General features: G+C 70.0%; 19 protein-coding genes and 1 pseudogene. 10 read left to right on the forward strand and 10 right to left on the reverse strand.

The annotated features are described in order from the left end of the window. The first annotated feature begins 42 nt into the window (after positions 1-42). Positions 43-894, forward strand: a complete 852-nt coding sequence (locus CJ197_RS13050; protein ID WP_158239504.1) for a fumarylacetoacetate hydrolase family protein — start codon at positions 43-45, stop codon at positions 892-894. Positions 895-913: 19 nt separating this feature from the next. Here the strand turns inward: CJ197_RS13050 and CJ197_RS13055 are convergent, their stop codons facing one another. The 3 genes from CJ197_RS13055 to CJ197_RS13065 form a co-directional block, all read right to left on the reverse strand. Then, positions 914-2,131: a toxic anion resistance protein gene (locus tag CJ197_RS13055; protein ID WP_102237182.1), complete on the reverse strand. Its 1,218-nt coding sequence runs from the start codon at positions 2,129-2,131 to the stop codon at positions 914-916. A gap of 111 nt (positions 2,132-2,242) precedes the next feature. Further along, entirely contained in the window at positions 2,243-3,028 is a 786-nt protein-coding gene (locus CJ197_RS13060; protein ID WP_233190951.1) for a hypothetical protein, read from the reverse strand. Between the two features lie 551 nt (positions 3,029-3,579). Beyond that, positions 3,580-4,623, reverse strand: a complete 1,044-nt coding sequence (locus CJ197_RS13065) for an L-idonate 5-dehydrogenase (RefSeq protein WP_102237183.1) — start codon at positions 4,621-4,623, stop codon at positions 3,580-3,582. A gap of 59 nt (positions 4,624-4,682) precedes the next feature. Here CJ197_RS13065 and CJ197_RS13070 point away from each other — a divergent pair, with 59 nt between their 5' ends. Continuing rightward, the gene (locus CJ197_RS13070; protein WP_146007781.1) at positions 4,683-5,045 is read left to right on the forward strand and encodes a hypothetical protein; all 363 of its coding nucleotides are present in this window, start codon (positions 4,683-4,685) and stop codon (positions 5,043-5,045) included. A gap of 62 nt (positions 5,046-5,107) precedes the next feature. Here CJ197_RS13070 and CJ197_RS13075 read toward each other — a convergent pair whose 3' ends face one another. Genes CJ197_RS13075 through CJ197_RS13090 form a run of 4 tightly spaced genes read right to left on the reverse strand, consistent with a single transcriptional unit; the run spans position 5,108 to position 9,421 of the window. Further along, positions 5,108-6,037: a carbohydrate ABC transporter permease gene (locus CJ197_RS13075; protein WP_102237185.1), complete on the reverse strand. Its 930-nt coding sequence runs from the start codon at positions 6,035-6,037 to the stop codon at positions 5,108-5,110. Continuing rightward, positions 6,034-7,023, reverse strand: a complete 990-nt coding sequence (locus CJ197_RS13080; RefSeq protein ID WP_102237186.1) for a carbohydrate ABC transporter permease — start codon at positions 7,021-7,023, stop codon at positions 6,034-6,036. Before CJ197_RS13080 ends, CJ197_RS13075 begins: the two co-directional genes overlap by 4 nt. After that, a complete protein-coding gene (locus tag CJ197_RS13085; RefSeq protein WP_102237187.1) occupies positions 7,023-8,336 on the reverse strand; it encodes an ABC transporter substrate-binding protein in 1,314 nt (437 codons plus the stop codon). The genes CJ197_RS13080 and CJ197_RS13085 overlap by 1 nt, the downstream gene beginning before the upstream one ends. After that, on the reverse strand, positions 8,333-9,421 hold the full coding sequence (locus CJ197_RS13090; protein ID WP_102237188.1) for a carbohydrate kinase family protein: 1,089 nt from the start codon (positions 9,419-9,421) through the stop codon (positions 8,333-8,335). Before CJ197_RS13090 ends, CJ197_RS13085 begins: the two co-directional genes overlap by 4 nt. A 229-nt stretch (positions 9,422-9,650) precedes the next feature. Here CJ197_RS13090 and CJ197_RS15245 point away from each other — a divergent pair, with 229 nt between their 5' ends. The 5 genes from CJ197_RS15245 to CJ197_RS13115 all read left to right on the forward strand — a co-directional run bounded on the left by CJ197_RS15245 (position 9,651) and on the right by CJ197_RS13115 (position 18,063). Further along, a complete protein-coding gene (locus tag CJ197_RS15245) occupies positions 9,651-10,562 on the forward strand; it encodes a DeoR/GlpR family DNA-binding transcription regulator (protein WP_158239505.1) in 912 nt (303 codons plus the stop codon). Next, entirely contained in the window at positions 10,559-11,938 is a 1,380-nt protein-coding gene (locus CJ197_RS13100) for a 6-phospho-beta-glucosidase (RefSeq protein ID WP_102237189.1), read from the forward strand. Before CJ197_RS15245 ends, CJ197_RS13100 begins: the two co-directional genes overlap by 4 nt. A 7-nt stretch (positions 11,939-11,945) precedes the next feature. After that, entirely contained in the window at positions 11,946-15,281 is a 3,336-nt protein-coding gene (locus CJ197_RS13105) for an alpha-mannosidase (protein WP_102237190.1), read from the forward strand. After that, positions 15,278-16,387 carry an alkaline phosphatase family protein gene (locus CJ197_RS13110; RefSeq protein ID WP_102237191.1) on the forward strand — a complete coding sequence of 370 codons (1,110 nt, stop codon included), beginning with the start codon at positions 15,278-15,280 and terminating at the stop codon, positions 16,385-16,387. Before CJ197_RS13105 ends, CJ197_RS13110 begins: the two co-directional genes overlap by 4 nt. A gap of 113 nt (positions 16,388-16,500) precedes the next feature. Beyond that, the gene (locus CJ197_RS13115) at positions 16,501-18,063 is read left to right on the forward strand and encodes an RNA-binding domain-containing protein (RefSeq protein ID WP_233190955.1); all 1,563 of its coding nucleotides are present in this window, start codon (positions 16,501-16,503) and stop codon (positions 18,061-18,063) included. Positions 18,064-18,275: 212 nt separating this feature from the next. Here the strand turns inward: CJ197_RS13115 and ppk2 are convergent, their stop codons facing one another. Both ppk2 and CJ197_RS13125 read right to left on the reverse strand, forming a co-directional pair. Further along, entirely contained in the window at positions 18,276-19,208 is a 933-nt protein-coding gene (gene ppk2, locus CJ197_RS13120; protein WP_102237192.1) for a polyphosphate kinase 2, read from the reverse strand. Positions 19,209-19,334: 126 nt separating this feature from the next. Further along, complete coding sequence (locus tag CJ197_RS13125; protein ID WP_102237193.1) at positions 19,335-19,976, reverse strand: bifunctional 2-polyprenyl-6-hydroxyphenol methylase/3-demethylubiquinol 3-O-methyltransferase UbiG; 642 nt, start codon at positions 19,974-19,976, stop codon at positions 19,335-19,337. Positions 19,977-20,093: 117 nt separating this feature from the next. Here CJ197_RS13125 and CJ197_RS13130 point away from each other — a divergent pair, with 117 nt between their 5' ends. Continuing rightward, positions 20,094-21,422: an acyltransferase family protein gene (locus CJ197_RS13130; protein WP_233190957.1), complete on the forward strand. Its 1,329-nt coding sequence runs from the start codon at positions 20,094-20,096 to the stop codon at positions 21,420-21,422. 57 nt (positions 21,423-21,479) lie between these two features. Further along, positions 21,480-22,310 (forward strand): annotated as a pseudogene (locus CJ197_RS13135) (NaeI family type II restriction endonuclease); the annotation flags it as partial. 118 nt (positions 22,311-22,428) lie between these two features. On the opposite strand, the gene CJ197_RS13140 reads toward CJ197_RS13135, so the two are convergent. Next, complete coding sequence (locus CJ197_RS13140) at positions 22,429-23,418, reverse strand: DNA cytosine methyltransferase (protein ID WP_102237195.1); 990 nt, start codon at positions 23,416-23,418, stop codon at positions 22,429-22,431. Between the two features lie 744 nt (positions 23,419-24,162). Between CJ197_RS13140 and CJ197_RS13145 the strand changes: the two genes are divergently transcribed. Beyond that, the gene (locus tag CJ197_RS13145) at positions 24,163-25,683 is read left to right on the forward strand and encodes a sulfatase (RefSeq protein ID WP_102237196.1); all 1,521 of its coding nucleotides are present in this window, start codon (positions 24,163-24,165) and stop codon (positions 25,681-25,683) included. Positions 25,684-25,700: the final 17 nt, after the last annotated feature.

Raw genomic sequence — 25,700 nt, forward strand, 5'->3', positions numbered from 1 at the left:
GCAGCGGCCGGCCGCCCCACCGAGCGTCTCCAGGAGGATCCCGTGGAACTGCGACGTCTAGGCCCCGTCGGCCAGGAGAAACCAGCTCTCGTGCACGAGGGGGTGACCTACCGCCTCGACGGCCTGACCGCTGATGTGGACGGCGCGTTCCTGGCCTCCGACGGGCTCGCCCGCGCGGCCAGCGCCCTCGCTGCCGGGGAGCTGCCCGTTTGGGACGACGCAGATGGTGAGCGGGTCGGCGCCCCGATCGCGCGGCCGCAGGCCGTGATCTGCATCGGCCAGAACTATGCCGCGCATGCCGCGGAGTCCGGGGCGGAGCCGCCCACCACCCCGATCATCTTCTTCAAGCACCCGAACACCGTCGTGGGTCCGCATGATCCCGTCGAGATCCCGCCGGGGGCGACCACCGTGGACTGGGAGGTGGAGCTGGGTGTCGTGATCGGCGCGCAGGCGTCCTACCTCTCCGATGAACAGGAGGCGCTGGACGTCATCGCCGGGTACGTCACGAGCCACGACATCTCGGAGCGGAACTGGCAGCTGGAGGACTCCGGCGGGCAGTGGTCCAAGGGCAAGTGCGGCAAGGGATTCAACCCCGTCGGACCCGCGCTGGTGCCGGCCGACGAGGTCGACCCGCAGGCGCTGCGCCTGTGGTCGAGCGTGAACGGCGAGGCCCGTCAGGACTCGAACACCTCCGACATGGTGTTCACCGTGGCGCAGCTGGTCCACCACCTCAGCCAGTACATGGTGCTCGAGCCCGGGGACCTCATCAACACCGGCACCCCGCAGGGCGTGGCCCTCTCCGGCCGCTTCCCCTACCTCGCGGCCGGAGACGTGGTGGAGCTGGGGATCGACGGCCTCGGCAAACAGCGCCAGGAGTTCGTGCCCCACGCCTGAGAGGGGTGACCCCCGCCTCTCACCGCCCCTCGTCGATCTCCAGCAGGCTCGCGGCGGACTCGATCTCGGTGACCTCGGCGCGCTCCTTGTTCATCCGCTCGAGGTACGGCTGGGCCCGATCCACCTGCTGCTGCAGGTTCGTCACGGTGGTCAGGAAGTTCTGATTGGCCTGGGCGCGGAACGTGTCGATCCCGTCCATCGTGCTGAACAGATTGTCGAAGGCAGCCTGCAGCGTCTCGGCGGAGACCCCGGAGGTCGCGGCCTGCTGCTGGGTCTTCACCGAATTGTCGGCGAGCATCTTCGAGGTGCGGTCGATCAGCGAGTCGGTGGTGCGGTTGACCGCATCGATCTGGTCCAGCACGATCTTCTGGTTCTCCAGCGCCTGGGCGGTGATCACCGCGGTGCGCAGCGCCGTGACGGTGGTGGTGCGGGCCCGCTCCACGCCCTGCTGCAGCTGGGTGTTGTTGTCCTCGATGACGCCCATGGACATGTAGGCCTGCACGGTCACGGCGATCTGCGTGGCCACGTCCTGGCGGCGCTGCCGCACAGCGAACAGCACGTCCCGCTCGAGCGCATCGGCCTCCATGCCCTTGCCCTCGCCGCGCAGCTGCTCGGCGCGCCGCACCGCCCGGTCATCCAGCAGACCCAGCAGGTGGGAGGCCTTCTGCAGCGCCTCGAGGTCCTCCCACAGGCCGCGCCGCTCCACGGCGAGCTCCGCATTGTCCTTCTGCAGCATCTCCTGGCCGCGCGAGAGGGCGCCGAGCACCTGGTCGAGCTGATCCTGGTTGGTCTCGAAGTTGCGGAAGTACCGCTTGGCGGCATTGCGGCCGGGCAGCCAGCCCAGCGCCTTGTCCGCGAAGGTCTCCTCCTTGGGGGCGAGGTCCTCCATGGTGGTGCGCAGCTCCGCGAGGGACTTCGCGACCGACTCCTGGGCGTTGCCCTTGTCCTTGGACTGCTTGAGGGTCTGCTGCATGAACCGCGAGGAGCTCTGGCTGGTGCGCTCGAAGGTGCGTCGCGCCACCGCGCCGAGCGCGTTGACCTGCGCGGTGTACTCCTGGGAGGCGGGGTTCATCGCGGCGACCTGCTCCACCCACGCATCGGCCCGTCGCTCGAGCTCACGCTGCTGCTCCGGCGGCAGATCCGGCAGGGCGGAGACGGCCTGCTCCTCGGTGACCTGCTCGGTCGGCTCGGCGGGGGTCAGCTCGGTGGCGGGGGCGGGCGGCTGCAGCTTGTCCATGGGGTCCTCCTGGGACGGGGTCGAAGCGGTGAGATCAGGTCTGGTCGGGCAGGCGGGTCAGGGTGGGCGGTCACTCCCGCAGGTCAGGGCCGACGGGGGAGTGCGAAGGTGTCAGACGTCGAAGGTGGGGTCCAGGCGCCGATCGGCGAGCCGCGTGGTGAGGAACTCGTGGTGTACCTCGAGGGAGCGGGTCACCCCGGAGACCACGTCCCCTTCGATACGCTCCACCCCTTCGGCGAGCACGGTGAGCTGCTCATCGATGCTCTTCAGGTTCGCGAGCGCCTCGCGCCGGGCGTCGCCCTGGAACGAGGCGAGGAAGCGGATGGTGTCCTCGGTGGCATCCAGCAGCTCGGGGATGTACCGCGAGGACATGCCCTCGAGCATCATCACGTCCCCATCGGAGGGCCGACGCCCCTGCAGCACCTCGTGGCCCAGGAGGGCATCGATCCGGGCCAGCAGCGAATCGGCATGCTGCAGCACGGGCTTCACGGCGGAGCCGGGGGAGCGGCGGCGCAGCTCGACGATGCGGCGGCGCTGCTGCGTGGTCGCATTCACGACCTCCTCCAGCAGGGCGCGGGTGGAGGGCGCCATATCGGCATCGGTCAAGGTCAGACGGGGCTTGGCCGGTTTGCGGTTGCGCAGCAGGAATGCGGAGCCACCGCCGACCACGGCGCCGACGCCGAGGCCCGCCGCGAGCGGCCACAGCAGCCCGGCCCCGCCGATCAGCGCAGCGATCCCGAAGACCGTGAACACGCTGAACCCGCTCACGCCGCCCAGCACGGTGGGCACGCCGCGGGTCAGCCACTTCCCGCGGCGGCGCGGCACCGACACGGCTTTCGAGTGCGGCGGATGGACCTTCCCCTCGAGCGGCCCCTGCGCAGGGCGCTGCCCCCACATCGTGCGCCGCTCCGCCGTCGCCTTCCACGGCAGGTCACGGGAACCCGACGCGGTGGGTGGGGCCAGGTGCGGGGGAGGGGCCGACGGTGTGTGAGCCGCCGAGTCCTGCGCGGTGCCCCGTGCGAACGGCGGCTGCGGTGCCGGGGTGTCGGGCGCGGGGGTGGCCGCAGGAGTCGGGGTCGCCGACGGGCGCTGCGGGGCGTGGGGCTGAGGGTGAGCGGCCTGTTCACCAGCGGGCTGCGCGTGCCGGGCGTCGGGCGCGAAGGGATCGGGGAAGCGGCCGCTTCCCGCCTCAGACCCGTGGCGGGTCGTACCTTCGCTGCTGCTCACCAGACCCCCTCATGGCCTCGGGAACGGACGGTGCAGCACCGGGGCCGGTGACGGTCCGCGGACCGGGCCGGACCGGGGCGCAGAGCGTCCAGGACGTGGATTCAGGCTAGCGCGTGCGCCTGGAGATCGCGTGGGGGTCAGCCCCCGGCGAACAGGGGGAGATGCCCTACCTGTCCTGCAGTGCCCCGATGACGCTGCGGGCCCCGTCGGCCCCACGGGACTTACCGCAGGTCGATGAGCACCTTGGAGGATCCGCTGCTGCGGTCGGCGGCGAGGCGGAACCCCTCTTCGGCGCGCTCGACGGGCACTGTGTGGGTGATCATCGGGGAGACGTCCAGGCCTTCTGCCATGGCAGTCAGGGCGTCACTGATCTCATCGACGAAACGGTAGGAGCCGCGGTAGTCGATCTCCCGCGTGACGATGCCGCCCAGGCTCGCTGAGACCTCGGCGGAGGGCAGGTTGCCCACCTGCACCAGCACCCCACCGCGGCGGACCGCGGCGATCACCCCGCCGAGCGCCCGCGGAGCCCCCGAGGCTTCGATCGCGACATCCACGTTCGCCGGCAGCTGCTCCCCGGCGGCGATGTTCACCGTGCTGTGGGCACCCATCGCCTGGGCGATCTCCAGGGCAGTGGGGGAGAGGTCCGCGGCGGTGACCGTGGCGGCACCGGCCCGGCGGGCGGCGGCCACGGCGAGCGCCCCGATCGGCCCCGCGCCATTGACCAGCACGTCTGCCCCGGAAATGTCTCCGGCGCGTGCCACAGCGTGCAGCGCCACACCGAACGGCTCGGCGAGCGCGGCCTGTTTGAGCGAGACCCCGTCGGGAATGGCCCGTAGCTGTGCGGGCCGCACCGCACGGAAAGTGGAGAAGCCGCCCTGCTCATGCGGGTCGAAGGCCGCGGATCCGAGGTAGCGGACCTCCGGCCAGAGGTTGGTGCGATGCGCGGTCTGCGGCGGCATCCGGTGATCACCCACCAGCGTGGCGGGATGCACGGTGACCGCGGAGCCGACGTCGAGACCGGCCTTACGGACCTGCGCGGCGGCCTGGGCGCCGATCTCCGCGATGGTCGCGGAGACCTCATGCCCCAGGATCAGTGGGTCCTTGAGCACGGCGGTGCCGGAGATGCCGTCCTTCCAATAGGCGATGTCTGATCCACAGATCCCGCCGAACGCAATGCGCAGCAGCACCTGGTCGGGGGCGAGAACGGGGTCAGGGACCTCCTCGACGCGGAGGTCATCGGGTGCGTGGACGACGACGGCGAGCATGGGTCTCCTCTCGCGGCATTCGCTGCAACCTTATTCAGCTGCAACCTTATTCAACTGTGGTGCATCACCGTGATGCTCTCACTCCCCGCCGAGCTCGTCGAGGATCCTCTCTCGCATCCGACGGGGTGGGCCTGGGCGGTGCACCGGCGCTGCCCAGCGGCTCGCTCCTGCTGGAGAACGTGCACCGCTCCGGTGGCGTGGTGAACGCGCAGGTGCGACTGGCGCGCGCTGGCACCGTGCGGGCCTACCTGTGGGATGGCACGACGGTGCTGGGCGCTCTGGATGCCACCGAGCACCGCGGAGGAAACCATCGCATCACCGTCGAGCTGGCAGGAAAGGCCGCTGACGGCGCCACTGTGCGCCTGGTGGCCTCGCTCGAAACCGCCAACGGAACCGCGGCGGCGGCCAGCCCGGTGGACTGAGGTCTCGCACGGCCCGGCCCCGTTCTCGGGGCCGGGCCGTGCCGGGGCTATCCCTTACTCCCTCACTTCACCGCACCGTCGGTGATCCCGTTGATGAACTGCCGGGCGCCGATGACGAACACGATCAGCAGCGGGGTCACGGCGATCACGGCGCTGGTCATGAGCATGCCGTAGTCGGTGCCGTGGGTGGTCTGCAGCTGCGAGAGCACCACCTGCAAGGTGAGCTGGTCGGGGTTGTTCAGCACGATCAGCGGCCACATGAAGTCGTTCCACGAGCCGATGAACGTGAAGATCGCCAGGAACGATAGGGCCGCGCGGGCCGAGGGCAACGCCACATGCCAGTACTGGCGCAGGAACCCGCAGCCGTCAAGCGTCGCAGCCTCCATCAGCTCCAGGTGCACGGAGTTCTGGAAGTACTGGCGCAGCCAGAAGATCCCGAACGCCCCGGCAAGGGACGGCACGATCACGGCCTGCAGCTGCCCCACCCAGCCGATCTTCGCCATGAGCAGGAACTGCGGGATCGTGGAGAGCTGGGAGGGCAGCAGGAACGTCGCCATCACCACGAGGAACAGCAGGTTCTTGCCCCGGAAGGAGAACTTCGCGAAGGCGAAAGCGGCCAGCGAGTCGATCAGCAGCACCAGCACCGTCACGGTGGTGGCGACGATGATGGTGTTGCCCATCGCGCCGAACACGTTGACCGTGTTCATGACGGTGGAGAAGTTCTCCGCCATCTTGTCGCCGAACAACAGCGGCGGCGGGAACTGATAGATCGCCGCCGAGCGGTGGCTGGACAGCACGTACATCCAGTACAGCGGGAACAGCGCGATCAGCGCGCCGATCCCCAGCAGCAGATGGCGCACGAACCCCGGAAGGAGCCGACGCACCGGGCGACGGCGCGCAGCGGGTCGGTTCCGCGCAGCGGGCCGACGGGGGCCCGCGGACGCGGTCCCGTCGGCGCTCTGAAGGGTGCCCCCCGGGCTGGTGAGGGTCATGAGCGGCGCTCCCTCGTGGCGAACCAGTTGATGATCGTGAAGACGATGACCACCACCATCACGCCCCAGGCGATCGCGGCACCGTACCCGTAGCGGTTCTCCTGGAACGCCACCGAGTAGAAGTACAGCACCATCGTCAGCCCCGAGTTTCCGACGCCGCCGGCGCTCGCGGCGCCGCCGCCCAGGGAGCTGGTGAGCACCTGGGATTCGGTGAAGGACTGCAGGGAGCCGATGGTGGACATGATGGTCACGAAGGTGACGATCGGGCGCAGCAGCGGCAGAGTGATCGAGAAGAAGGTGCGCACGGGCCCGGCGCCGTCCAGCTGCGCCGCTTCGTACACCTCCTTGTTGATCGACTGCAGGCCCGCGAGGATCAGCAGGGCGTTGTAGCCCACGAAGCTCCAGGCGGACAGCGAGGCGATCGCGACTTTGATGCCCCATTCAGTCTGCAGCCAGCGCACCGAGTCCAGACCCATCACGTTCAGCAGGGCGTTGGCGATGCCGAAGTTGGAGGAGAAGATCGAGCTGAACAGGATGCCCATCGCCACGAGCGACGTGATGTTGGGGACCAGGTAGGCCACGCGGTACACGGTGGAGAACCGCACCGTGGAATGCAGGCCCAGGGCCACCAGCGTGGCGAGGGTCAGGCACGGCACCGTGGACATCACCCACAGGATCAGGGTGTTGACCAGGGCCTTGCGGAACAGCGGATCCGTGAGCAGGTACTGGAAGTTCTCCAGGCCGATGATGTTCCAGCTGCCCAGCCCCCGCCAGTCGGTGAAGGCCAGCGCCATCGTGAACGCGATGGGCATCGCGCCGAAGACGAGGAACAGCAGGAAGTACGGCGACAGGGCGGCATACGCCTTGGTTGCGCGGCTGCCGCGCAGCACGAGGGTCCCGGGCTCGTGGGGGATGGGGCGTCCCCGCCGCCGCGGAGACACGGTCCGCGGCGGCGGGGGCGTCGATCGTGGATCCGCGAGGGTCATCAGTCGACCTTCACGCCGTTCTGCTCGGCCAGGCGCGTGGCCTCCTTGACGGCGTCGTTCCACGCGGTCTCGGGGTCCTTGCCGCTGGCCTCGACCTCGGTCAGCTGGGCCCAGAACGGGGCGCCGACGGTGCCGTCGCGGGAGTCCTCGAACAGCGGGCGCACATGCTCGGCGGCGGCGGAGAAGACCTCCGAGGCCACCTGGCCGCCCAGGAACTCGACCTCGCCGGTGACCTCCGGGGTGTCGAAGGAACCGATGTTCGCCGGGAAGTTGCCGGAGTGCGTGTACTCGGTGGCGAGGTTCTGGGCGCTGAGGATCTCGAAGATGATCTCGAGCGCGAGCTCGGGATCCTCCGTGCCTCCCTCCGGGATGCCGAGGAAGGAGCCGCCCTGGTTGGTGGCCTCACCGGGGTGGGTGGTCACATGCCACTTCCCGGAGGTGTCGGGGGCGTCGACGATGAGGTCCGCGAGGTGCCAGGAGGCACCGAAGTCGGCGGGGAGCTTGCCGGAGGCGACCATCGCGGCAGTGTCGGCGGTGTTGGAGTCCAGCGCGGCGTTGATGCCCATCTCGTGGGCGGAGACGGCGAGGTCCCAGGCGTGACGGACGTGCTCCTCCGCGCCGATGAAGGTGCCGGACTCGTCGATGAACGCCTTGCCGGACTGGCGGCGCGCATAGTCGAACACGCCGGCGAGGTTGCGCAGCAGGTAGGTCTCGGAGTCCTTCTCCTGCAGCTTCTTGCCCATCTCGAACAGCGCATCCCACTCGGTGATGGCCTCACCCAGCTCCGTGGGATCCGCGGGCAGTCCGGCTTCCTCGAAGACATCGAAGCGGTAGAACAGGGCGGTGGGGCCGATGTCGATCGGGATGCCCAGCTGCTTGCCGTCGGTCGTGGTGGCCTGCTCCCACTTCCAATCCAGGTACTCGCCCTTCTTGTCCTCGGCGCCCAGGGTGTTGAGATCCACGAAGTACTCGGGGACGGACTTGAAGAACGCGATGTCCTCGCCCTTGATGCCGGTGATGGCGGGTAGCCCGGACTTGGCCTGCAGGGTGGTCTGCAGCTTCTGCTTGAAGTCGCCGCCCTGGATGACCTGGGAGAATCCCGCCTCGGGGAACTTCTCCTGCACGGCGCTGATGATCTTCTCGTCGAAGCCCTCGGGCCAGTACCACATGGTGTTCTGGCCACCGCCGGCACCGCCGCCGTCGGAACCGCCGGACTTCCCGGTGGTGGAGGTGGAGCAGGCGGCCAGCAGGCCCATGGCGGCCAGCGCGCTGGCGCCGAGGACGGAGCGGCGATGGGGACGGAAAGCGGTCATGACAGATCTCCTGACAGGTGATGAGCGGGGGCGGGGGTGGAACGGTCGGACGTGCAGGTGTCGGAGGTGGCGGGGGTGGTCTCGGAGCGGGGGTCCTTGCGCAGCACCTCGTCGAGACGGTCAACGAGGGGCAGGTCATGGGCGCGGGCGAGCTCGGCGAGCTGCGGCAGCGCGGGGATGCGGCCGGGTCCGGCGACACCAGCGGCACGGGCGGTGGCGGCGAGAGTCGCGAGCTCCAGAGCTGCGGGCAGCTCCCAGCCGAGGGAGAAGCCGACGATGAGCGCGGCGCCCAGGGTGTCGCCGGCACCGGTGGCATCGGCCGGTCCGAGGTCGAGCGCCTCCACGTGCACCTGCGCTCCGGTGCGGGCGTCGATCCCGAGCGCTCCGCGGGCTCCGAGGGTCACCACTGCCACCGGCACCAGCTCGGCGAGGGCGCGCACGGCCTGTTCGGGGGTGTCGGTGCGGGTGTAGGCCTGGGCTTCCTCGGCGTTGGGCAGCATGGCGAAGCAGTGCTCGAGGTGGCGCAGGATCGCCCGGTCCCAGCGCCCGGTGGGGTCCCAGCCGACGTCGGCGAAGACCCTGCCCTCAGTGCCCGCGAGCCAGGGCATGTCCTCGAGGTGCAGGTGGACCGCGACGGCGTCGGCCCCGCGGGTGTCCGGGGTGATGCGATGCGCGCCGGTGCGGTCCGCTCCGCCGGTGATCAGGGCGCGGTCCCCGTCGTAGGCGATCGCGGAGGTGATCGGCAGTGCCCAGCCGGGCCGCACCTGCAGGGCGTCCACGGCGATGCCCTCGGCCTGCAGCTGGGCGCGCACCAGGGCGGTGGCGGCATCGCCGTCGCCGACGGGGGCGGCCACGGCGGTGCGGGCCCCGAGCGCCGCGGCGGCCCGCGCGAAGTTCGCGATCCCGCCGGGGACGAGGGCGGCGCGGTCGGTGTGCAGCTCTTCGCCCAGACGCGGTGCCCGCTCGAGCGGACCGTAGAGGACGTCGAGGAACAGCTCGCCCACGGCCAGCAGGTCGCGCCGCGCAGGAGCGTCCGCGGGGGCGGTGGGGCTCGAGGTCGGCGTGATCGTCGGCGGTGACGACATCTGCTCTCCGTTCGGTGGGGGAGCGGGGCGGTGGCGGGGTGCATCCCGCCACTGCCGCCGCTGCTCCGACGACGTAACGATCCACAGTGTGAGTTCGCAATCAAAAACTGTCAAGGGCGCGCATAGATGAACATCAAGTGAAGAAGTGACTAAGCGGCCACCGGGGCAGCCGTGAGCGACGTTGCGCGACTTTGTTGCTTGTCGGTGGGGTCGCTACTAGGGTGGAGACGTGATCCGGATCGCCCGCCTCTCCGCCCTCGAAGCACTGCTGCGCGAGCGCACCGTGCTGTCCACGCAGGAGATTGCCGAGCTGCTGGGCGTCTCCACCGCCACCGTGCGGCGCGACCTGGACGCTCTCGAGGCCAACGGTGCGATCGAGCGTGTCTTCGGCGGGGCGCGGCTGCACCCCGCGCGCGCCGACGCGGTGCCGAGTGCGGAGCCACACGCAGAGCAGGGGGCAGCAGCACCCATCGGCGCCGCTGCTGCCGGGTCTGCATCCGGTGCGACCGGCGGCGCCGCCAGCACCGCCCCGGACTCCTCCCCGGTGAGCGATCACGCCACCGGTCCCGCGATCGACGACCCCTTCGCCGAGGTGCTCTCTCGCAACAGCGAGGCCAAGCAGGCCCTCGCCGCGGCGGCCGCCGCCCTGATCCATGACGGGCAGACCCTGTTCGTGGACGTCGGCACCACCACCTACGAGTTTGCCCGTCAGCTGATCGGCCGTGAGCTCACCGTCATCACCAGCTCCCTCGGGGTCGTGGACCTACTCGGAGCCTCCCCGGGCATCGACCTCATCGTCCTGGGCGGGGACTACAACCGCGAATACCGCTGCACCCAGGGCATCGAGGTGGAGCGTGCGCTCGGCGCCCTGCACATCGACCGCGCGGTCCTGGGCTGCGCCGGCATCAGCGACAAGGGCATCGTGCGGGACACCGACACCCGCCAGGCTGCCGTCAAGCGCGCCGCCCTGCGGGCCGCCAGCTCCTCGCTGCTGCTGGCCGATGCCAGCAAGATTCCCGGCACCGGTGCCTACAGCGCCATCGACCTGGCCACCGTCGACGCGGTGGTCACCGACCAGCCCCTGCCCGCGCCCTTGGCTGAACACGCCGCCGCCCACTCCACGGAGGTCATCCACCCATGAGACTCGCACTGCTGGGCGGAGGCGGCTTCCGCGTCCCCCTCGTCTACCGCACACTGCTGGCTGACACCTCGGACGCCCGCATCAGCGAGGTGCGCCTGCACGACACCGACCCCCAGCGTCTGAGCGCCATGGCGAAGATCCTCGCCGACCTCGCCGGGGACCGCCCCGACGCTCCCGCGGTCGTGCTCACCGAGGACCTCGCCGAGGCGGTGCGCGGCGCAGACTTTGTGTTCTCCGCCATCCGGGTGGGCGGCACCGCCGGACGCGCAGCCGATGAGCAGATCGCCCGCGAGGTCGGCATCATCGGCCAGGAGACCACGGGCTTTGGCGGCATCAGCTATGCGCTGCGCGGCCTGCCGGTCGCCCTGCAGATCGCCCGCACGATCGCCGAGACCGCCCCCGAGGCGTGGCTCATCAACTTCACCAACCCCGCCGGCATCATCACCGAGGCCTCCCGCACCGTGCTGGGGGACCGCGTGCTGGGGATCTGCGACTCACCGATCGGCCTGGCCCGCCGCGCGATCACCGCCCTCGAGCATGGCGGCGTCGTCTCCCCGGGTACCGCGGCGCGCGTCGGCACCGGCGAGGTGCGCCTGGATTACGCGGGGCTGAACCACCTGGGCTGGCTGCAGGGCATCGAGGTGGACGGCACCGATGTGCTGCCGCGCCTGCTCGAACAGCCCGCGCTGCTGGAGGACTTCGAAGAGGGTCGCCTGTTCGGTGCCGAGTGGCTGCAGACTCTGGGCTGCATCCCCAACGAATACCTGCACTACTACTACTATGCGCGCGAGCTGCTGCATGCCGATGCCGCCGCTGAGCACACCCGCGGCGTGTACCTCGCCCAGCAGCAGGCCGCGTTCTACCGCGAGGCCCGGGACGCCAGCCCCCGTGAGGCCCATGAGCTGTGGGAGCGCACCCGGCGCGACCGGGAGAAGACCTACATGGCCACGTCCCGCGAGGCCGCCGGCGGCATGGACCGCGACGAGGAGGACCTCGAATCCGGCGGCTACGACCGCGTGGCCCTGGCGATCATGCACGCCATCGGCCAAGGGGAACGCGCCCAGCTGATCCTCAACGTCCGCAACGGCTCCACCATCGGCTTCCTCCCCGAGGACGCCGTGGTGGAGGCGCCCTGCGAGGTGGACGCCGAGGGTGCCCGCCCGCTGCCCGTGTCCCCGCTGCCCGATCACGCCCGCGGCCTGGTCTCGACCGTGAAGCATGTGGAGCGCACCGTGATCCGCGCCGCGCTCGAGGGGTCGCGCGAGCTCGCGGTCGAGGCCCTGGCCCTGCACCCGCTGATCGACGGCGTGGGCGTGGCCCGGCAAGCCCTGGACCGTGCCGCGCACACCTTCCCCGAGCTCTCCTACCTGCGCTGAGACCCCGATGCACCACGACGAGAAGCGGGTGCTGGCCCGCGTGGACCGGGCGCTCACCGAACGCATCACCCCGGCGGTGCACGAGGATCTGGGGCCGCTGCGCGTGCGCGTGTGGCAGGTTCCCGGCGACGGTGAGCCGATCGACGTCCAGCAGGTCCCGCCGGCCGAGGAGTTCACCGCCGTCCAGCTCCCGTACCCGTGGGGCCGGGCCTGGTCCACGTGGTTCTTCCGCCTCGAGGGGGAGGTGCCCGCGGCCGATGGTCCGGTGCTGCTGGAGGCGGACCTCGGCTTCAAGGACGACTGGCCGGGCAACCAGTGCGAGGGCCTGCTGCGCGATGCGGATCTCGTGCCGCTGAAGGCCATCAACTCCCGCAACCGCACCGTGCCCGTCACCGCCCCGGCCGGGCAGCACGTCACCTACCTGCTGGAGGCGGCAGCGAACCCGGACCTGTTCGAGCACGGCACCATCCCCACCGAGATCGGCGACCGTCTCACCGCGGGCCCCGAACTGCTGTACTCCCTGCGCGAGGCCCGGTTCGTGACCCGTCGGCCCGCAGTGTGGGGGCTCCTGCACGACCTGGACGTCCTGCGCCACCTGGTGCCCGAGCTGCCAGAGCACTCCCCACGCCGCGCCCACATCACCGAGGCGCTCGACCGCGCGATCGATGCTGTGGACCTGCACGATGTGCCCGCCACCGCGTCGCGCGCCCGCGCGGTCCTGGCCCCCGCGCTCGCCGCCCCCGCCGCGGATTCCGCGCTCGAGGCGATCACCATCGGCCATGCGCACATCGATTCGGCGTGGTTGTGGCCGGTGCGGGAGACCGCCCGGAAGGTGGCCCGCACCTTCTCCAACGTCACTGCGTTGATGCAGGAGTATCCGGAGCTGACGTTTACCGCCACGAGCGCCCAGCAGTACGCGTGGCTCGAACAGGCCCACCCGGAGATCTTCGCGCGCGTGCGCGCGGCTGTGGCGGAGGGCCGCTGGTTCCCCTCCGGCGGGATGTGGGTGGAGTCCGATGCGATGATGCCCGGCGGGGAGGCGCTGATCCGCCAGTTCACCCACGGCATCCGGTACTTCGACCGGGTCTTCGGGCAGCGTTCGCGCACCCTGTGGCTGCCGGACTCCTTCGGGTACACCGCGGCGCTGCCGCAGATCGCCCGGCAGATGGGGCTGACCGGCTTCCTCACCCAGAAGATCTCCTGGAGCCGCACCAACCAGCTGCCGCATTCGAGTATGTGGTGGGAGGGGATCGACGGCACCCGCATCCTCACCCACTTCCCGCCGGTGAATATGTACGACTCGATGCTCACAGCCGATGAGATCGCCGCCGCGGAACGGAACTTCCGCGAGAAGGGTCGCTCGAGCCTGCAGGTCATTCCCTTCGGCTACGGCGATGGCGGCGGCGGACCCACCGCGGACATGATCGAGCGGGCCCGCCGCCGCGCGAACCTCGACGGCTCCCCGCGCCTGCGCATGGGGGACCCCGACGGCTTCTTCGACGAGCTGCGCGCCGAATACGCGTCGGCCGCCCCGACCTACCGCGGCGAGCTGTACCTGGAGTTCCACCGCGGGATCTTCACCTCCCAGCTGGAGATGAAGCAGGGCAACCGGCGGATGGAGGCGGCGCTGCGCACCCTCGAGCTGGTGTGGGCGCTCGTGACGCGACAGGGCGCGGGCGAGCTGGACGTCGCGGCGGTGGATCGGCTGTGGGAGCGCACGTTGCTGCTGCAGTTCCACGACATCCTGCCCGGCAGCTCGATCGCCTGGGTGCACCGCGAAGCCCGCGAAGACTACGCCCGCATGCTCGAGCAGGCAGAGGCGATCACCGCCGAGGGCCTCGCCCTGCTGGGCACCGGAACCGCGCCGCGGGTGCTGAACCCGGGCGGCCACCGGCGCCGCGGGATCGTGGAGACGGCCGAGGGGCCGCAGCTGGTGGAGGTGCCCGGCTCGGCGCTCGCCCCGCTCGCGCAGGTGCGCTGCGAGCCCCGGCAGGAGGTGCGCGCCGAGCAGCACGCGGATGGCACCATCACCCTGGACAACGGCCAGCTCAGCGTGCATATCGCGGCCGATGGGACGCTGGATGCGGTGCGGGACCTGACGGCCGGGCGCGAGCTGCTGCCCGCCGGGGCGCGCGCCAATGAGCTGCAGATGTTCCAAGATGTGCCCAATGAGTTCGACGCCTGGGACGTGGACCGCCACTACCGCGGGGCACGCCAGGACCGGGTGGGGGAGCCGACGCAGCTGCGCCTGGTGGAGGCCTCTGAGCTGCGCGCGAGCGTGGAGATCCGACGCCGCCTGGGCGACTCCGAAACCATCCAGCACGTGACCCTCGAGGCCGATGCCCGCCGCGTGGACCTGCGCCTGGAAGTGGACTGGGGCGAGCGGGAAACCCTGGTCAAGGCCGCGTTCCCGCTCGCAATCGCCGCCACGGAGCATCGGGCGGAGATCCAGTTCGGACACCTGGCCCGCCCCTTCCACGAGAACACCTCCTGGGAGTTCGCCCGCTTCGAACTGCCGATGCAGCGCTGGGTGCTCGCCGCCGAACCCGGCTATGGCGCGGCGCTGCTGACCGACGGCGGCTACGGCTACGACGCGCTGCCCGGCAGATCCGCTCCGAGTGAGACAGAGGAGCCGGGGGAGCTCGGCACCGGCTGGCCGGGCACTGAGGCGGGCGCGCAGGTGATGCTGCGCCTGTCGCTGCTGCGCTCGCCGAACTGGCCCGACCCGCGCGCCGACCGCTCCCGCCGCACCATCCGCTACGCCCTGCTGGCCGATGCGGACCCGGTGAGCGCGGTGCACGCCGCCGAGGCAATGCACCTGCCGCTGCGGCTCGTGGAAAGCAAGGCAGGCACAGAGGCAGAGGCTGCCGTCGGCGCCGTGCGGGATGCGGGGGCCGCTGGTGACCCCGGTGCTGCCCGCGAGGAAGGCGCCGTGTCGGCAGGGATCCTGCAGGCCGCCTGGATTGAGGACCCGGGCGTGCATGTGGATGCGGTGCTGCCGGCCCGTGACGGCAGCGGCGATATGGTGCTGCGTCTGCACGAGGGCCACGGCGGCCATGTGGACACTCACCTGCACCTGGGGATGCCCGCTGAGCGCGTCCGCGAGGTCAGTCCCCTCGAAGAAGACCTCGAGGATCCGCAGATTGACGTCCGCGCTGTGCCGGGCGAGGGCGAGCCGCTGCCCGCGGAGGATGGCGAGCAGCGGTCGGCTAAGCAGCGGTCTGGCGAGCTGCACCCGGCTGAGCAGGTGCAGAGCATCCCGCTGCGCCTGCGGCCCTTCCAGATCCTCACCCTGCGCCTGACCCGGCCCGCTGACCGCCACAACCCGGAGGACCCCTCATGAAACTCCTGCTCATCGGCCTGGACGGGGTGCGGATCGACCTCGCCTTACCCGCGGTGATGGACCGCGTGCCCGGCTTCGCCGAGCCCGACCACCCGGCCGACCCGCGCTTCGCCGCGGAGCCGGTGCCCGCCGCGCAGTCCCCGTCGGCCCCTGCCGCTGAGCCAGCCGTCGATGCCGACCCCGCCGCCGAGCCCCCGTCGGACCCGGTCGCTGAGCCCGCCACCGCACCCACCGCGCCCGCCGACCCCCTCGCGCCCACCCTCGCGCGCCTCGTGGACGGCGGGGCGATCCTGCCGGTGTGGATGACTCCGCCGACCGATTCCGGGCCGGGCTGGGCCTCGCTGCTGACCGGCACCACGCATGAGCAGAACAATGTGTGGTGGAACGAGTTCGTGGGGCACCGTCTGGCCCGCACCCCGGACCTCCTCTCCCAGGTGTTCTTCGGCGATCCGGCGGCGCGCACCTTCGCCGCGAGCACGTGGGATGCGCTGGTCTCGGCCACCAGTGCCGGGCCCGTGATCCATCAGCGGGTGGATCAGCAGATCGGCGGGCAGCACCAGCTGTTCGCCGCGACCGACTTCTCCCGCGGCTGCCGCAGCGCCGATCAGCAGGTGCGCACCCGCGCCGCCTGGACGCTGAACCATGAGGGCCCCGATGCGGCGTTCGTGTACTTCGAGGGCGTCGATGAGGCCGGGCACGCTCACGGCTCCACTGGGGAGGAGTATCGCCAGGCCATCCGTGACGTCGATGAGCACACCCGCTACCTGGTCAAGGCCGTCAGTGAACGGTACGAGCAGCTGGGGGAGGAGTGGCTGATCGCCGTGGTCACCGACCACGGCCACAAGGACGAGGGCGGCCACGGCGAGGACGAGGTGCAGGTGCGCCGCTCCTTCCTCGCCCTGCATGCGGTGGGGCCCGACGGCGCTGCGGAGCGCCTGCGCAAGCAGGTGGCCGACCGCAGCGTGCTGCGCAGCGAGCACGTCACCCCGCTGCTGCTCGAGCTGATCGGCGTACGGCCCGGCACCTGGCAGGCAGGGCATGAGGTGGGGCAGCTGCGCGATGTGCCCTCCGTCGGCCCCACCCGGGACCTGCGCTACGAGTGGTGAGCGTGGGGGCGCCATCTCGCAGACTGTCAGAGTGTCATTGTGAATGCCCTGCAGAGTGTCATTCATCGCCGATATCGGTGACACTCTGACAGTGTGACTGCTACTCTGACAGTGTGGTCTGGTCGGAACAGTATCTGCAGGACGTCCTGGATGAGCTGCGAGAACGCCGCGGTGATACGACCTCCATCGAGGTCAAGCGGGCCAGCGGGGGAGTCCCCCAGCTCGGCGAGACCCTCTGCGCCTTCGCCAATATGCCTGCTGGGGGCACGATCATCCTGGGGATCAACGAACAGGGCGGGGCCTTCACCGTCACCGGTACCGACGATGAAGCAGCGCTCGAGGCGGGCATCACCAGCCAGGCGCGCCTCAGTGTGAGTCCGAGCCCGCAGCTCACATCCCAGACTGTCACTGTGGAGGGGAAGCGGGTGCTCCTGGTCCACGTCGCACCGCTGCCCATCACGGAGCGGCCGGCCCGATTCGGCGGCAGCGCATATCTGCGCCAGTCCGACGGCGCCTACCGGATGCAGGACCACGAGCTGCGCATGCTGGAGGTCGCTCGCCTCCATACCGAGGAGCAGGTCAGCTACGACCTCACCCCGGCGATTGGGCTCACCGTCGAGGACCTCGACCCAGGCCTGGTCCGCTCCTACCTGGCCACAGCCCGGGAGCGGGACCGGCGGCTCCGGGAGCGGACCGATGAGGAGATACTCCGTCGCACCAGCGTGATCACTGCGCAGGGGGAGCCGACGCTCGCGGGGCTCTATGCGCTCGGCGACTACCCCCAGGGCCGCTATCCGGGGCTCACAGTCACGGCCGCCGTCCAGCTGCGCGGCGGGGAGGGACAGCCGCGCACCCGCAACCTCCAGGACTTCACCGGGCCACTGCCCGTGCTGCTCGATGACCTCCTGGGCTGGGCGCTGACCAACCTGGACACCATCACCGGATATCGCGCAGACGGCCACATGGACACCGTGACGGAGCTGCCGATGAATGCGGTGCGGGAGCTTCTCGCCAATGCCCTGGTGCATCGTGACCTGGGTCCGAACACGCTCGGCATGGGCAAGGGAGTGCAGGTGCGCCTCACGCCGCGGGCGCTGTTCATCCAGAGCCCCGGTGGGCTGCGCGGTGTGGCGCTGGATCAGTTGGAGAGCGAGGAGCACGCCCAGGCGGCGGTCAACCAGCGGCTCTATCAGATGGCGAAGAAGCTGCGCACGGCCGATGGTGCGTCGATCATCGAAGGAGAAGGCGGAGGGATCCGCGAGGTCTTCCGGTCAACCGCCGACCGCGGGCTGCCGAGGCCGCAGCTCATCGACACCGGAGTGCAGTTCAAGGCTCTGCTCTGGCGCCCTGAGCGCGATGTCATGGTCGGACCCGTCCAGTTTCCTCTCCCGTCGGCGCAGCGCACTGAGGACCTGGCGACCCGGATCGTCGATGAGGTCCCGGCGCCGTTCCAGACTCGCAATGGGGAGCAGGTGTGGGCCGTGCTGAAGAAGGCGGGCCCCCTCTCCTTCCGCGAGCTCCAGGAGCGGACCGCGCTGAGCCCCGCACAGCTGCGCTGGGCGCTGCGCGAGCCACTCCTCGACGGGATCGTGACGATGGAAGGCGGTCAGGGCGACCGGACCACCCGCTACCGGCTTACGCCGCCGGATGTACGGGGGCCTCGCGACGGCGTGTGATGCGAACTCCCCATTGGCCCGTCGCCGATGGGGAGTTCTCCCCGTGCAGTCCGCCCCATCGCGCTGGTCACGGATCAGTCATAGATTCCAGGTACTGGGTGCGGGCCTCACCGAGGGGGTGAGGACGGGACCCGGGTCCGGCCCCTGGGGGTCGGCTGCGGATGGGGGCCGCGGCCGATGCACCCGCCAGGGGCCGTGGACCCGGACTCGCCTCAGGACCGCTTCTTCCCCGTCGGCCCCGACGCCACCTGTTTCGCTGATTTCCGTGCCTTCGCACCCTTGCCGTTCTTCCCGCGCGAGCCGCGGGGCCGCGCAAGCGCTTCGGCCACATCCTCGGCATACACGTACCCGGAGCGGTCGGGCCGCTGGTACCCGTCCTCACGCTCGGCGGGCCGCTCGGGGATCTCGATCTTCTGCGGCTCCACGTATTCCCAGGGGATGCGCTGCAGGATGTCGGCGATGACGTTGATGCGTGAGCGTTTCTTGTCCTCGCTCTCCACGGTCACCCAGCGGGCGCCGGGCAGGTCCGTCGCCGCGAACATCGCATCCTTGGCCCGCGAATAGTCCTCCCAGCGGGTGATCGACTCGACGTCCATCGGGGAGAGCTTCCAGCGGCGCATCGGATCCTGGGCCCGGGAGCGGAACCGTGCCTCCTGTTCCTCATCGGACACCGAGAACCAGTACTTCAGCAGCCGGATCCCGTCCTCCACGAGCATCCGCTCCACATCCGGGGCCTGCCGCAGAAAACGGTGGTACTGCTGCTCCGTGCAGAAGCCCATGACCTTCTCCACCCCGGCACGGTTGTACCAGGAGCGGTCCATGATGACGATCTCCCCGGCGGCAGGCAGATGCTGCACGTACCGCTGGAAATACCACTGGGTCTGCTCCCGCTCTGTCGGCGCGGGCAGCGCCACGATCCGGGTGTGCCGCGGGTTCAGGTACTGGGTGATCCGCTTGATCGCCGAGCCCTTCCCCGCCGCATCGCGACCCTCGAAGATGATGATGATCCGCTCGCCGCGCTCGATCACCCACTGTTGCATCGCCACGAGCTCGGCCTGCAGGCGCTTGAGCTCCTTCTCGTAGGCGGCCTTGTCGAGCTTCGCGAGCGGACGGGCCGGGGCAGGATCAGATGACGCCGGTGACATGCAAAGATTCTACGGCGCGCCGGGCCGGGCAGGCCGGGACCAGGGCCGATGGCCGCCCGGGGACCAGGGCCGATGGTCGCGCGGCCGCGCACCCATCGGCCCCACCGGCGCCGCGCCACCACGACGTCACCTGCGCCGCGCCACCACCAGCGCATCCAGGTGATGCCCGGCCGATCCGTCGGGCGCCGTGGCGGGGCGCTCACGATCCTCGGCGATCAGCAGCTCCCACTCTGGCTCGGGCAGCGCGAGCTGCTCCAGCTGCTCCGCGGCCGGATGCAGCGTGAAGCGGTGCTCCGTGCTCCACGACGGCGGCCCGGCATGCGCGGTGATCACCAGATGCCCACCCGGGCGGAGCGCTGTCCCGGCTCGGCGCAGGATCGCGATCCGGTCCAGCGCCACCCGCGACTGGAAGAACGACGCGGTCACCAGGTCCGACGTCCCCGGCTGCGGGCGCCACGTCTCGAGGTCCACGGCCTCGAACCGCGCCTGCTCGAGCCCCCGCGCGGCGGCTTCGGCGCGCCCGCGCTCCACGGCGGTGGGGGAAATATCCAGTCCCGTCGCGTGCCAGCCCTGCTCGGCCAGCCACAGCACATCCCCGCCCTCCCCGCAGCCCAGATCGATCGCGGTGCCGGGGGTGAGGGGGCCGACGACATCGGCCATCGTGGCGTTCACCTTCCCAGACCAGACGCGATCCGCGTCGGTGTAGCGCTGCTCCCAGTAGGCGGCCGGGGTCAGGGACTCATCGGGGTGCTGGGCATCGCGGCTCATGGGGAGAGGATGGCAGATCGTGGGGTGCCCCGCCCGCCCTCGGATAGATTGGCTCCTTCACCAGGGCCGCGAGCGGCGCGCGCCCGAGGGGAGGGACGCGCGATGACGGATCGGCCGATGACCAGGGCGCAGAGGATCGACGCGCAAACGCCCGCGAGCCGCAACCGCGTCGTGGACTTCCTGCGCGCCGCCGCGATCACCGTCGTGGTGCTGGGGCATTGGACGATCATCGCCGTGGACCCCACCGGCGGGATCCAGCCCCACGGCGTGCTCGACGAAGCGCGCTGGACCCATCCGCTGACCTGGGTGTTCCAGGTGATGCCGATCTTCTTCCTGGTGGGCGGCTACTCCAATGCCCTGTCCTGGCGCTCGGCCCGCCGTAAGGGCGTCGGCTACGCCCAGTGGCTGCGCACGCGCCTGCGCCGCCTGGGCATCCCCCTGATCCCGCTGCTGCTGGCCTGGCTGGTGATCGCCGTGGTTGCGGTGCTGGCCGGCGCGGATCCCGCGACGGTCGGTTTTGCCAGCCAGATGGCGCTGATCCCCACGTGGTTCCTCGCCGCCTACCTCATGGTGATCCTCGCGGCCCCGCCGTGCCTGGTGCTGTGGGAACGCTACGGCTGGTGGTCCATCGTCGGCGGTGTCGCGCTCGCCGGAGCGGTGGATGCGCTGAGCATCAGCCTGGACCAGCCGCTGCTCGGCTACCCGAACTACCTGCTGGTGTGGGCGGCGTTCCACCAGGTCGGCTACGCGTGGCTGGATGGTCGCCTCGCCGGGATCGGCCGACGGATGCTGCTTGCCGCGATCGGCGCGATCGGGCTACTCGCTCTCGTGGCGTTTGGCCCCTATCCCGTGTCGATGATCTCCTCCGCGGCCGATGCGATCTCCAACTCCAGCCCCACCCGCGTCACCATGGCGTTCCTCGGGATGCTGCAGGCCGGGCTCGTACTCAGTCTCGAAAAGCCCCTCGAGGCGCTGCTCGCGAGGCCGCGCGTGTGGATGGTGACCGTCATGGTGAACCTGCGGATCATGACCTGGTTCCTGTGGCACCTGACCGTCATGGTGGGCCTTGCCTACTTGCTGCTCGGCCTCGGGGCGACGGCGCTGCTGCCCGAGCCGCTGAGCGGGCTGTGGTGGGCGACCCGGCCGCTGTGGGCGCTCGTGTTGCTGGCGCTCACCGGTCTGATGGTGCTGGTGATGGGCCGCTTCGAGACCCCGCGGCCCGACGATCGCCCCGCCCCGCCGGTGTGGAAACCCCTCGGGGCGGCGCTTGCGATCATCGCCGGGCTTGCCGTCATGGCGAACGTCGGCGTGGCGGGCGAGGGCGGTGTCACCTGGTGGTGGCCGCTGGTGCCGGTGGCGGGGATGTTGGTGTTCGGGGTGGTGGGAGTGCGGCGGGGCCGGTCAGCGGGGGAGCGGGGCGCGCCGTCGACTCCGACCTCGCGGTGACGGAGGCTGATCGGTGACTCTGCGGCGTGCGCCACGGTCGACGGCTAACCTCATGCCATGGATCCGGAACTGCAGGATGACGAGCCGACGCGCGATGACGCGCTCCAGGAGGTCGTGACAGAGCTTCGACGCCTCGACCCGACGGGAGAGCGTTGGGCCGCTGTCATCCGGCACACCTACGACGTGATATATAACGGCCAGGAGACTGGCCGTTACCGGTGGGACCAACTCATGAAGACGGAGAAAACCCACTTCGGCACCCTGTTTGAAATCTTTGCTCAGCGTGAGTTTGAGTTCGACGGCGGCGATACGACAGATTTTCGTATTGCGGGCCACCAGGTCGATGCGAAGTGGTCCCAGTCGATGGGCGGATGGATGCTGCCCCCCGAAGTGTTCGATGAACTGGCGCTTGTGGCAACCGGCAGCGATCACGATGCCGTCTGGTCCCTGGGAATCATCCGCGTCACCGAGGCTGTCCGGAAGACGTCCCGGAACCGTGACCAGAAAAGCTCTCTCAGCAGGGAAGGGCTCGCGAGGGTGCACTGGCTGTGGCGGGATGCTCCGCTGCCGCCGAACGTCTTGCTGCAGCTTGACTCCGAACAGGTCGACCGGATCTTCGCGCACAAGTTCGGCACGCAGCGCACCCATGAACTCTTCCGTGCCGCGGAGGGGCGCCTCGTCCACCGCAGCATCGTGGCAACGGTGAGTCGACAGCTTGATGCGCAAAAGCGAGTCCGAGGCAACGGTGGATCCCGCGACATTCTCGCTAAAGAGTCAATTCTTATTCTCTCCGGAAAGTATCATCGGCGCATCGCGATCGCGCTGGGAGTCCCCGTGCCCCGCCCCGATGAGTACATTTCGGTGCGCGTGGTGCCCAGTGATGACGACACCGGCGCATATCTGGGCGGCAGGTACTGGCGTCAGGCCCGCGACGGAGACACCGCTGTCCTCCCGGCCCCTCCACTCCATGAGCCGAAAGACTCACCGGACGAACGGTATTCAGCGGTCAGGCGACGATACGGAGCTGACTGCCGTCGCGCGCAGGCTTGGCTGCGGGTGCCCCGAGTGCCTCACGAATCGACATCCCGATGCTCTTCGCCACCGGGGGCGGAAAAGCATTCCCGATCTGGCGGTACACCGAGGTCTTGCGGCCGGAAAAACTCCAGTCCCGGTCGAACCCCTGGATCCTCGCCACCATCTCATTCGTTAGGCGCGGGATGTGGTCTAGCGGAGCCTCCGGGCCGGGTGCCTCATCGGCAACACCCTTTCCGTCCACCCCCAGCTTGAGCCATGCGGCCTTCGCGCGCGTGGGTCCCAGGTCTGCACCACCGTGCTTCTTCGATCCCCCCACGATGGTGGGCGCAATGCCGTTCGCCTGGTCGGCCCAGCGTTCAGCACCCGCCCAGCCCCGAGCGGCCATAAGTGAGCCGAGAGTTTCGCCGACGGACGGCGGCGTCCCCACTGCGCCGGGCCAGTGGAACTTCTTGAACTTCGAGGACCGAAACGCGACGAGGATGAAGCGCGGCCGCAGCTGCGGGACCCCGAACTCTGAGCTGAGGAGCAGCTGCCAATCAGCCTCGTAGCCCATGGCGGAGAGCTCATCCAGGATCGACTGGCGGTACGTGCTGAACCGGGCCGATGCGAGTCCCTTGACGTTCTCCAGCATGACCGCCTGCGGCCGTGCTTCCCGCACCAGCCGGAGAGCTTCCGGAAAGAGGTCACGCTCGTCATCGGCCCCCAGCTGCTTACCTGCCACGCTGAACGGCGGACAGGGGACACCCCCGGCCAGGAGGTCGATCCCCCGGAAGTCTAAGCCGCTGATCTCGCGGACATCACCCTCGTGGACCTGCCAGGCAGGGCGGTTCGCGCGAAGGGTGGCCGCGGCGTCACGATCGATCTCGACCGCGAGCTCATGACCGAACCCTGCCTGCTCAAGACCGTACGACTGGCCTCCTGCCCCGGCACAGATCTCGAGTGTTGAGAACTGCTCGCTCACCCTGGCCTCCTACCTCCGCGCTGAGCTTCCAGTGTGCCAAACGGGTCTGACAGACGACTTGATGCCCGTCGTGGGCGCGCCTCTCGTCGGCTCACCTCACAGGGCGCTCCAGCGAGCACTCCACCGGGGCCGTGAGTGGCATCCTGTCGCCGCCCCATCGACCACCCGTTCGAGCCCCGCCCCTCACTCCCGCGCGAACCAGCACCCCGCGAAGGTGTTCTTGTACAGCCGGTACCCGTCGTTGGGGACGTAGTAGCGGTAACTGCCTAGCACCGTCCCGTCGGCCGCGTGCTCGCTGAACACCCCGGCCCGCCCGGAGCCGACGACGAAGCCGTCCTGGATAGTGCCGCCGCCCAGGCGGTGAGCGTTGGAGACGGCCGAGGATAGGGCACGTCGGTGCGGTGGTCCTCGCGGTAGGTCCCCTCGCGCTCATCGACGAGGTAGCGCAGCACGTGGCTGGTCCCGCCCTCGAGCCGCTCGAGGGTGCCATGGTGCGCAGTCCTCCTCGGGGACTGCCGCGAGTCTACGGGGAAGGGGGCCGACGGGGCGTGCCGTCAGGACTGTGCGGCCGACGGTGGAACTGTGCGGCTGACGGCGAGACTGTGCAGCCGGCGACGAGGGGTGCCGCCGCCGGCAGTGCCAGGAAGCGGTCCCGCAGCGGCCGTCGGTCCCGGGTCTGGTCATGCCTGGGCAGCGTGTTCCGCACGTGACAGACTGGTTCGCACCGCCGAGCGAAGGTCGATGATGCCGGACATTCCCCGCCCCAGCACCGCAGGTCCCAGCGCCGCCCGCCCCCGCGCCGCAAGCCCCCGCGCCGCCCGCCCCAACATCGTGTTCATCCTCTCCGATGACCACGCCGCCCACGCCATCTCCGCCTACGGCTCGCGCGTGAACACCACCCCGCATATGGACCGCCTGGCCGACGAGGGCGCGCGGATGGACGCCCTGTACTGCACGAACTCCATCTGTACCCCGTCGCGCGCCTCGATCCTCACGGGCACCTACAGCCACATCAACCGTGCCCCGTCGATCTACTCCATCTTCGACCACCGCGTGCGGACCGTCCCCGAAGCCCTCCAGGAGCACGGCTACCAGACCGCGATCTTTGGCAAATGGCACCTCGGCACCACACCGGAGGCGCTGCCGCGCGGCTTCGATGACTGGCGGATCTTCCCTGGCCAGGGCGACTACTGGAACCCGGAGATGATCGGGCCAGAGGGTCGAGAGCAGACCGAGGGGTACGCGACTGACGTGGTCACGCAGCAGTCCCTGGGCTTCCTGGAGCGGCGCGACCCGGAGCGGCCGTTCTGCCTGCTGGTTCACCACAAAGCTCCGCATCGGCCGTGGATCCCCCACCCCCGCTACGCGGGCCGCTACGCAGAAGGCACCATCCCCGAGCCGGAGACGATGTGGGATGAGCATGAGGGTCGCGCCCAGGTGGTGCAGCAGGTGCGGATGCAGCTCGATGACCTCACCCCCACCGACTACAAGGATCAGCTGCCGACGCAGCTCGAAGGCGAGGAGCACCGCCGCGAGCGCGCGGCCTGGAAATACCAGCGGTACATGCGCGACTACCTGCGGTGCGTCCAGGCGGTTGATGACTCCATCGGCCAGCTCCTTGAGCACCTCGAGGATGCAGGCGTCGCGGAGAACACCCTGTTCATCTACACCTCGGACCAAGGGTTCTTCCTCGGCGACCACGGCTGGTTCGACAAGCGCCTGATGCTCGACGAGTCGCTGACCATGCCGATGCTGGCCCGCTGGCCCGAGACGATCCCGCCCGGCACCCGCGTCACCGACACCCTCAGCAACGTCGATATCGCCGCGACGCTGCTCGAGGCCGCGGGGCTGGACCCGTCGGCCGAACTGCCCGACCAGCAGGGCCGCAGCTTCCTGCGCCAGCTGCACGGCACGGAGGTCCCCGACTGGCGGCAGGCCGTCTACTACCGCTACTGGGAGCACGATGACCCGGAGCATCACGCTCCCGCGCACTACGGCGTGCGCACCCCGGAGCTGAAGTACATCCGCTACTACAACGATGGGCTCGGCACCCCCGGTTCATCGGACCGGATCATGCCGATCGAGGACGAGCTCTACGACCTCGTGGCCGATCCGCGCGAGATGATTAACGTCGCCGCCGATCCCGCCTACGCCGAGCAGCTCGCCGCGATGCAGCAGCTCACCGCGCAGATGCAGGCCGAGGTCGGCGACGCGCCCTACGAGGGCCCGGACACCCCGCGCCTGGAGTGGCCGACGGCGCGGTGACTTGCGCCGCCGGGCGT

Origin of the sequence: Brachybacterium sp. UMB0905, from assembly GCF_002871795.1 — a bacterium.
In the GTDB taxonomy this organism is placed as follows: domain Bacteria; phylum Actinomycetota; class Actinomycetes; order Actinomycetales; family Dermabacteraceae; genus Brachybacterium.